This is a genomic window from Bradyrhizobium sp. (assembly GCF_019244115.1).
Taxonomy (GTDB): Bacteria; Pseudomonadota; Alphaproteobacteria; order Rhizobiales; family Xanthobacteraceae; genus Bradyrhizobium.
Genome location: NZ_JAFATE010000399.1, coordinates 51,034 through 60,298 on the forward strand (window position 1 = coordinate 51,034; position 9,265 = coordinate 60,298).

At 61.1% G+C, this 9,265-nt stretch carries 9 protein-coding genes and 1 pseudogene; all 10 read right to left on the reverse strand.

Features of this window, described 5'->3' with window-relative positions; all coding sequences use genetic code 11:
- Positions 1 to 4 precede the first annotated feature (4 nt).
- Positions 5 to 1,435 (reverse strand): annotated as a pseudogene (gene tnpC / locus JOZ76_RS17690) (IS66 family transposase); the annotation flags it as partial.
- A 69-nt stretch (positions 1,436 to 1,504) separates the two neighbouring features.
- Complete coding sequence (gene tnpB, locus JOZ76_RS17695; protein ID WP_291700210.1) at positions 1,505 to 1,852, reverse strand: IS66 family insertion sequence element accessory protein TnpB; 348 nt, start codon at positions 1,850 to 1,852, stop codon at positions 1,505 to 1,507.
- Positions 1,849 to 2,241: an IS66-like element accessory protein TnpA gene (tnpA, locus tag JOZ76_RS38270; protein WP_366112880.1), complete on the reverse strand. Its 393-nt coding sequence runs from the start codon at positions 2,239 to 2,241 to the stop codon at positions 1,849 to 1,851. The genes tnpB and tnpA overlap by 4 nt, the downstream gene beginning before the upstream one ends.
- A 585-nt stretch (positions 2,242 to 2,826) precedes the next feature.
- Entirely contained in the window at positions 2,827 to 3,570 is a 744-nt protein-coding gene (locus tag JOZ76_RS17700; RefSeq protein ID WP_291700212.1) for a hypothetical protein, read from the reverse strand.
- A 252-nt stretch (positions 3,571 to 3,822) separates the two neighbouring features.
- Positions 3,823 to 4,728, reverse strand: coding sequence for a hypothetical protein (locus JOZ76_RS17705; protein WP_291700213.1), 906 nt, complete (start codon positions 4,726 to 4,728; stop codon positions 3,823 to 3,825).
- A gap of 24 nt (positions 4,729 to 4,752) precedes the next feature.
- On the reverse strand, positions 4,753 to 5,439 hold the full coding sequence (locus JOZ76_RS17710) for a recombinase (RefSeq protein ID WP_291700217.1): 687 nt from the start codon (positions 5,437 to 5,439) through the stop codon (positions 4,753 to 4,755).
- Positions 5,432 to 6,823: a recombinase family protein gene (locus JOZ76_RS17715; RefSeq protein ID WP_291700219.1), complete on the reverse strand. Its 1,392-nt coding sequence runs from the start codon at positions 6,821 to 6,823 to the stop codon at positions 5,432 to 5,434. Before JOZ76_RS17715 ends, JOZ76_RS17710 begins: the two co-directional genes overlap by 8 nt.
- Entirely contained in the window at positions 6,813 to 7,049 is a 237-nt protein-coding gene (locus JOZ76_RS17720; RefSeq protein ID WP_291700221.1) for a hypothetical protein, read from the reverse strand. Before JOZ76_RS17720 ends, JOZ76_RS17715 begins: the two co-directional genes overlap by 11 nt.
- Before the next feature lie 344 nt (positions 7,050 to 7,393).
- Positions 7,394 to 7,630: a hypothetical protein gene (locus JOZ76_RS17725; RefSeq protein ID WP_291700223.1), complete on the reverse strand. Its 237-nt coding sequence runs from the start codon at positions 7,628 to 7,630 to the stop codon at positions 7,394 to 7,396.
- Between the two features lie 497 nt (positions 7,631 to 8,127).
- Positions 8,128 to 9,265: alpha-L-arabinofuranosidase B (locus JOZ76_RS17730; protein WP_291700225.1), on the reverse strand; the 1,138-nt coding region annotated here is incomplete at its 5' end.

Sequence of the window (9,265 nt, forward strand, 5' to 3'; positions counted from 1 at the left end):
CAGGCATCGCTATGCCTCTCAGACCTCTTTCGGCGGCATTGTTGGATAAACACACACGTCCGTCCTCGAGGAACAGCGTGAAGCCCGCCCATCGCTTCAGGATGTAATTGAACGCCTTGGCCAGGTCGTGTCCCCGGGAGAGCTTGGCGAGTTGTTCGCGCATATAGACCTGAAGCTCCTCGACCAGCGGGCGGCTTAGCGTCTGCCGCACCTCAAGACGCTCCTGCGCACTCTTGCCATTGATCGATCGCTCGATCTCAAACAGCGCATCGATCCGACGCACCATCTCGATCGCGATTGGAGACAGGGCGATTTCCTTTTTGCCAGCGGCCTTGCGCCGCGCATTTTCTTCAATGTCGGCCATGGCAAAGAACGGGCGCCGCGCATGCGCCCAGCACGCTGCTTCCCGGATCGGTCCGGGAGTACGCCCCGTTAGATAGAGCTGGTTATACCCGTCATAGGCATCGGCCTGCAGGATGCCGGCGTACCGCGCCAAATGCGCCTGCGGATGTTCGCCCTTGCGGTCGCGCGAGTAATAGAACATCGCAGCAGGCGGGCCAGCGCCACCAAATGGCCAGTCGTCCCGGACATAAATCCAGCATCGCCCCGTGTCGGTCTTGCCCTTGGCCAGCACCGGCACGGTCGTATCGTCGCCATGAAGCCGCTCGGCCGCCATGACATAGGCTTCGACCAGGCGAAGCAGAGGATCAAGCACCGTGCAGACCGATCCCACGGCGTCTGCCATCGTCGACAGCGCGATCGGCACACCTTCGAGGGCGTAGCGCTCGGCCTGGCGGTTCAAGGGCTGATGCTGACCGAACTTCTCGAACATGATCATGGCCAAGAGACTCGGACCGGCCCATCCCCGTGCGATGGCATGGAATGGCGCCGGCGACTGACTGATCTTCTCACAGTCACGGCAAGAGAACTTCTCCCGCACCGTCTCAATTACTTTCCACTGACGCGGCACCGATTCCAGCGTCCGGGTCACGTCTTCGCCGAGTTTGCGCAGGCGGTTGCCGCCGCAGCACTCACAAGCCGTCGGCGGATCGATCACCACTCGCTCGCGTGGCAGATGCTCGGGGAACGTCTGGCGCTCGGCGCGCTTGCGCGTAAATCCGCGCACTGTCGTCGTCCTGGCCACAGCCCTTTCGGCTGCCAGCTCATCTTCAGTAGCGTCGGCCTCCAGCTCTTCGAACGTCAGCGCCAACTGCTCGATCAGGCGAGACGAACGCTCCGACCGCTGTCCGTAGATCTGACGCTCGAGTTTGGCGATCCGTAGTTTCTGCTGGGCGATCAGCGCGCTATCGTTCGAGGCTTTTGCGCGCGCGACCGCGAGTTCTGCCGCGATCTCCAACGCTCTCGCGCGCTCGATGGCTAACGCCTCTTTCAGGGCCGCAATGTCATCCGGAATCGCTTCGCGCTCAGCATCCATGCGAAGTAGTGAATCACAGATTGGATGCGTTGGGACTCCCCAAAATGCCCGCAACCGCAGATTCTTCGTTCAGCCTGCGCTCTGCGGTCGCCAGGTCAGCTGTGGATTTCTCCAGTCGATCCCTTCAAGCATATAGGCCATCTGCGCCGCTGAGATCGATACTGCGCCGTCCGACGCCGAAGGCCAGATGAACTTTCCGCGGTCCAAGCGTTTGGCATAGAGCGAGAGGCCGATGCCGTCATGCCACAGGATCTTGACCAGATCGCCACGCCGGCCTCGGAAGATGTAGAGATCGCCGGCATGAGGATTGCGCTTCAAGCTCTCCTGAACCGTGAGAGCCAGGCTTTGCATGCCTCGGCGCATGTCCGTGTGGCCGGTGGCGATCCAGACCCTGACGCCGCTCGGGATCGGGATCATCGCCGTCTCAGAAGCTCAAGGACCCGCTGCAGCGCCTCGGCGTCCACGTCACGGTCAACGCGCACACGGCAGCCGCCAAGCTCGATCTCGATGATTCCAGCCTTGGTGCGCTGCGTAGGTGGCGAAGACGGCGGTTGCGGTGCGCACGCCGGTACCGGAGTTGGCGTAGACGTAATCTCGACAGGAACGAGAGCCGCAACGGCCTCGCTGCCCAAGCGGCCCTGCCGCGCCTGCCGACGCCACGTGAACAGCAGACTTTGAGCTAATCCATGCCGGCGGGCTACACCGCAGACAGTCTCGCCAGCTCGCAAAGTCTCCTCGATCAGACGAACCTTCTCGTCGTAACTCCACCGGCGCCGACGTTCAGCGCCCAACACCTTCACCTGCATGCGCTCATGACCTTAAGCCTAGATTTAAGGTCACAACCTCAGACGGCTTGCCAAATCACACAAGGCGGCCGCCGCCGGAGCGATACGACTCTTGTGTAGCCGCTTGATGATATCGCCGTGTTCGCCAAGCGCACGCAACGGCTGCTCGTCGCGCACGGGATCAGCTGGGCTCTGAAAAAGGAAGTATATCTACAATTGGGGATAGCCAGGTCGATAACTCAAGCGTCGTCCACTAACTAGCGCATGCCGCTATGCTCGGACCTACCGATGATCGACACGATGATGGTCGAAGTGCCGACCCGAAGCATCCGCACGGTGTAACGGTGGCGCGATGTGCCACTTGTGCCGGTCATGGCGGCCGTCGCCAATGCGGTCGACAATGCGCCGCCAGAGCGCTTTTATGGCCTCCCAATGTCACCACCGAGCGTATTGGCTACTCTTGATCCGAAAGAATAACCATCCAGCCCGAGCGGGCTGGAACCCCTGTGGAGAGCTAATCTATAGACTAGCGTCGCAGCCTTTGAGAGGCGACATCATCGGCCGATAAAGTCTCAGAGGATAATGACTGTCTGCTGTAGAGGCTGATCAGGTACCTGCCTCGACCAGATTCGGGCGCGCTGGCTCCTTCCACGCGATCAGGAGTCCGACAAAGATCATGCCGGTTACCAGCGTGCTCAGCGGAAGACCCAACATGCCCCGGCTTGCGATCAAATCTCCGACCGCGGTTCCCGCTGCCCTGACCATGGCGACCGTCAGCCAATAGAACCAAAGCGACCGCAACAGGCCGCCGCGAGCCACCACGAACAGCAATCCCAAGATCGGACTCAGCAAGATCGAGGCAGCGGCGTCGCCGAGATGCAGATTGTGCGAGCAATAGTCGCCGATCACCGTGCCCAAAGTGCCGGCAATGAACATGCTGATCCAATAGCCGGAGTCGGCACGCAGCACGGCGGCATCGCCTTGGTCGGGCTTCCGGCTCCACAGCCATTGCCAACTCGATGCGACGGCGATGGCGAGCGACACCGCGAGCCCGGCCATCACCCAAAGCCTCGGCAGTTTCATATCGCCGCACAAAAAATCCGCAGAATTGGTGGCCGCCGTTCGGACGATAATGATCGCCGTCCAATAGTAAGCCTGATGAACGGCCCGATCGAACCGCTCGCCCACCAGCACGATGACGAATGCAAGAGCAAGGAACGGCAGTCCATCAACATGGCCCAGCCCCAGGTTGTGGGCGAAAAAATCACCCATGTTCGCGCCAAAAATGCTGGCGAGGCAGAGCGCGGTCCAGTACCGGGGGCCCAGCGTCGGAAGGTGGATCAGCTGCATGGGGATCACTCTCTGGCGCCATGTCTAGTTGCGATCGACATCGCGTTACGGTTCAGTTCGGAGCGAATCGACGGGAATCGGCACGGAATCCGGGATTGGCCGTACGGAGACATTTCGGAAAGAACTCATGAAAACCGAAACTGGCATCAGCATGATTCCAGCAGTCAGGCATCCGGGGGGCTCGGACCGAGTATCGTCTGCCCTTCCTGAAGGGCATCTGAATATCCCGATCTAGATCAGCCCGACCAGAAGTCAATCCTTCAGCATGAAGCCGAGCAACGCTTCGCGCCGGCCCATCTGCTGACAATCCTCCCTGTTGGAGGCGAAGTGCGACTTTTCTGCTTCGGAGAAGCAGCGGTAGAGCGGCTGTGTGTCGGGCTCTTGAGTGGCGAACGCAAATCCGGCGGCGCGCACGCGCTCGAAGTCCTGGGTCTCGCATACGCCCTTCTCGGTCAGAATGTGATCGGGATGCCCAGGCGATTTGCTGACGCACTCTTCGAGCGCGACTGTCTTGCGCGTCGCATCGGGCGCCGTCATCAGACAGCCGGACTGCTCGACCAGGCGATAGGTGCTCCAGTTTCCCGGCAGCGGCGCGATGGTCGAGAGGGGATCGTGATGGGCGGCATCATACCCGTGCGCCAGCATGACACCTGAGGCTGGCTCGTCGGCTTTCCGCGAAGGCCAGACATCGACAGGCCGGAACACCAGATAGCGCTTGTCGAACCTCTCCTTCGGCTTGATGTACATGTAGGCCATCAGCCAGTGATCGCCGAGCAGGTTCAATCCGGTTTTGGCATCGATCAGATCGTGATACGCCGTCAGCTCGTAGCCGTTGTGGCGCGACCAGTTGCCCGGCTCGGTCAGCATGAGCGGCTCGGCGAGGGCGTCGGTGAAATGGATGCGATCCTCCGACAGCGCGATGCCCAATCCGCCCCGCACCCATTTGATGCTGACCGTCTTGTCGGTCGTTAGCCAATAGCCGACGGCCAATTCGCCGACCGGACTCGACAAGCCACCGACACCCGGTTGGTCAAAGGCACCGTTGTAAAATTTCTTCCAGTTTCCCGGCCCCGGCTGCGCTGCCGGAGCGCGGGCAAGAAACGTGTAGCCGCCATTCCAGGATTGTCCGCCATTGCGCAGGCAATAGGCGTAGTACAACTGCGCATCAGAACACCCATCTGTCTATGTTGTTGAAGAGAAGAGGTTTTGCTGATTTGGATGCGATCCCGTGGGGTATCTCGGGTTCTGTCGCGCCCGTTCGGCGATAGATTGAGCAGCTGTTGTTATCAGCTCGTCGCGGGCGAAGATCCACGGGCCGTCCGATAGCGGATGGATGGCTGCGATCTCGCCGGCTTCAGCGGCGAGCCGGAGCGTCTTGGGCGCAATTTTTAGGAGCTTTGCCGCGTTGCTCAGGTTTAGCCAGGGCTCGATCCCGTCTGCAGCGGGCTTGAACACCGGGATGCGATAGTTCGAGCGCATCGAGGTGACACGCTCGCGCGTCCAGCGATGACCATTACCTGTCTTGAGGCCGTTACGGTTCAGGAGGCCGGCGATCAGATCGTCGCTGGCGATCAGCACCAGTTGGCGCACAGCTTCGATGATGTTGGCGGAGGTGCTGTTACGCTGCCCGCGCCGGCGCTTGGGCAGGCGTATCTCGCTGTGAACGCCGCCGACCCAGTGGACGATGAGGACGATCTCGGAGGCCGCATCGTCGATATCGGCCACGACCTCATGGATGACGGTGCGCACAATGCGCTTCTTGAGGCGCGCATCCGTCGTCGGCGCATCCCAGACCGTTCTGAGGTTCGAGGCCAGAACGCCGAGCGAAGCTGGTTCAGCAATGGGGGCGGGCCTCGCCGTATCATGCATGGCGATCTTGCTCTCGACCTCCGCTGCGTGAGCGAGCGCCCTTGTTCCAGCGCGCTTCAAGCTCGCCCGCCACTAGCCGATTCGCGGGGTCAGCAGCATCGTACTGCCGGAAGGCCCGGTCGGCGGCATAGCGCGCAGCCTCGAGGTCGCGACTGAGAGCCTCGCGCACCTGATCCCGCCGTTCCCCGGCTTCCTTAGCGGCAGCGTTTGCCGCGGCGATAGCGCCCGGACCGACGACACCAAGCAATGCCTCCTCGATTGCATCATCGACGCGCAGTCCGCCGAAGGCGATGCAGTGGGGACCGCCATTGTCCATCCAGGCGCGACTGCAGCTGTAGCGCGGGATATGGCGCTTCACGCCGGAGTACCGGAGTGTGAGCTTGCGGCCGCAGCGCTTGCACCGGATCAGACCGGCCAGCAGTGCGGCACCATGCTTGGGCGCGCCGTGATGCCGACCGGTGGGAACGTTGCTGCTGACCATGGTGCGGATCGTCTCGAACCTCTCCCAGCTAACATACCCTTCGTGGGTATCAGGCTTCAGCGCCAACCATTCTTTCCGTGCCTTGCGGCGGATCTTCACGCTCATGCCATCGGCGCTGTATCCCGCCGCAACAGCCGTCTTACCATAGGCATAGGCGCCGCCGTAGACCGGGTTCTCAATGATCCGGTGGATGGCGGAGTAGCTCGGTCGCCGCCAGGCCGTATCGCCGTTGATCTGCTTCACCGGCAGATCGAGATTGTGTTCGTGGAGCCAGCAGAGCGCCTGTCGCGCACTACCCAGCTCCTCAACCTTGTCGAACACCAGCTTGATCGCTGCCTGGACACGCCGATCCGGATCTTTCTCATAACGGTCGCCGGCCTTCACGAAGCCGACTGGCGCCGCAACAACTAACTCGCCGCGGCGCGCTTTCTCGTAGCGGGCCGAGAGCGAGCGCTGGCGCAAGAGATCCAGTTCATACTCGTTGAGGCTGCCCTTAAGCCCGAGCAACAGGCGATCGTTACCGTGCCTCGGCGCATAGATGGTCTCCTGATCAACCAGAACGGTATCGACCACACGGCACATCTCGATGAGTTGTTGCCAATCCCGGCTGTTGCGAGCGAAGCGCGACACCTCGCGGGCGCAAACCGCACCAACCTTACCAAGGCAAACCTCCGCCACCATCCGCTCGAAGCCGGCGCGTTGGACCCCGCCGGCGGCCGAACGACCGAGATCATCATCGATCACTTCGATCTCTGACCACCCGAGCGCCGTCAGCCGATCCTGCATGGCGTACTGCAACGCGCTGCTCTCGCGATTGTGCAACACCTGATGCGCTGAGGATTGACGCACGTAAAGAATCGCCTTGCGCGCGAGATGATGAGATCTGACTTTTTCAGAGATCATGACCGACCTCCTTCGCGCGCGGCGTTGCCGTCGCCGCAGCGTGGTTGAGGATCAACTGGGTAATCAGACTGGTCAGGGTCGCCCGTGCTTCCGCCGGCAGCTCCAACCATGCTGGCGCGCCGATGGCGCTGTTCAACAGGCCGCTTCCGAACAGATTTATCTGCTGCTGCAATCGCGGTTTTTGATTGTGTCGGTATCTCCCTTGCATTGCCGTCTGGCGTGCCATGATTCGCTCCCCGATTCTGGTCGTGAGAGCCTTTGGATGCGCCAGAAACCAGGACAGCTGATGGCGTTCGATCCTTCAACGCCAGATCGAGAAGCGCAGAAAGCGCGGCAAGTGCATCGACGCTAACAAACGGGTGAGCTGTCAAAAGCTTGGCGTTAAGGCATGCCGTCCGATCGAACATCCATGCTGGAATCTCCAGCCAACGATCTGCTTCCGATCCATCGCGCGTGCAGCGGAAAACGACATCATCAGCCTTGTCGACGGTCCTATGAACGCAAACTCGGCAACCAAACCAAGGATGATGCCGATAAAGAACCTCGAGAAAAACGGTCCTGTGGGCGTTCTCAAACGTTGTTGTAGAACTCGTCCTTACCCTTGATCACGGTCGGACAGCTGTCGCCGGTTCCCTTCCCGGCAGCCGGTGGATCCGTTCCGGTGATGATGGGTCCCTCGATCTTCCAGGTCAGTCCATAGTCGGACGACCTGGCGAATGTCATCGAAGCGTGCGTCTGCCCCTTGGCATAGTTGCAGGCGGTCTCGTTGTGGACCCAGCCCAGCAGTGTGTTCCCCTGAAGCTCCACATGCTGAATCCACTCGCCGCAGGACGATGGGCTGCCCTCCAGGCTTCAGCACGGTCGCCCCAGGTCCGCCCATGCTGTACGGCTCCTTGCCGTCGATGGCGAGCGTGCTGCCAAGCGCGGTAAAACCGCGATAGCGCCCGCCGGGAAGCTTGAACTCGGTGAACCAGCTGTCGGCAATCGCGCCTGGCCCGCGCGCCACGTAGGGCACACCGACGCGAACGCGTATGCCGTCCGCCGCGTCGTTGGCGCCGATCGCGGCATTTTGCGCGTGCAGCGGAACCGCGAGCAGGCCGGCAAAAGTCAGAGCTGCGAAGCTTGCGGATCTGATGCGACGCATTTTCGGGCCCTGCCCCGGCGACACCCTTATCTGTCTATACGAGATGGACGGCAAACGTGTGACCTTTCGCACGACGTCACAAGTTCGCAAGCTTAAGCCGTGCCGATCACGCCCGTTACTGTTCCACGAGATGAATGTTGATCGAGGCGCAAGCCCGGTCCTATGGCAACCAGGGCGGGCTGACCATGAAGCTTGTGTCGTCGGTCCAAAGCTCCCTGGTGTCCCAAGGATTGGTGCCGCCGCCGTCGCTCGCGATATAAAGCTTCCCGTAGTAGTGGCGAATATGTTTCGTTGGGTAATTGAGCGAGCGGAACGAAGGTCCTTTGCCGTCCTTGCCCGGCTGCGGGCAGAATGTTGCGTCAGACCGGTTCAGAGCGGTCCCGTCGAATGGCTGCATATGCAGAGCAGAGTTCTGATGCCGTAAGAAGTCGCCCGGATTGCTTTTCGATTCGAAGGAGAGGCATGCCGAGTCGGCGAGGCCGCGGCGGACGATCCAGGTTGAGTCGCCCTTGTCCTGCTCGGCGCTGCCGGATGTGATCGGTGCAATGACGGCGGCGCCGTTCTGGTTACGGATATAGTCTCCGGTGCAGCATGGCGTGGTCGCTTGCAGCGAGATTTCCGATCCCGGTGTCAGCGTTCCAGATAGGCCGGTCGGTGCGCCATAGCCGACTGCGACAATGTCGGACTGGATCGCGTTGTCAGCGCTGTCGGTGGGAAAGCCCGAAGTCATGACGCCTTCGAAGAAGGAGCCTGCGGAGGCGTGGCTGTTGTCTCCTCCAATGCCGAGGATGATCGCGCCTTCCAGGCGCATCGGCGCATATCCGCTTGGAAGGGCGCCGGAATAGATTGTGTTGAGCCCGCCCGACCGTGCGTCGCCCCACTTCAGCGCAAACTTCGTCTGACCATCGTTCTTCAACCATGCTGATATGAAGGGTCGTGGTCCGCCGCTGATGTCAGCAGCAGGATTGCAGCTTCGTTTGTCCCAGTGGAATATTCCGTTTTCCAGGTCGGCGCCCACCCCGACCTCTGCTCCGTTGCGGCAGTTGGGCCACTCCAAGTCTCGACTGATGTTGACGGCATCCATGTGGCCTGCGCCGGTGTCATTACCGCTCGTCTCGGCGTTGCCATAGTCGAAACAGCAGCCCGAATTGAAATGGGTGCCGGAAGAAACCATGTGCATTCCTTCCGGTTGTCCCTTGACCGCAACGCGCGATGTCCGGTTGTTGCGATAACCCATTCCAGGCGAAATCGAGACTCCATACACTTGGTGGCCGCCTGCGGTGACCGGCAACGCGTCC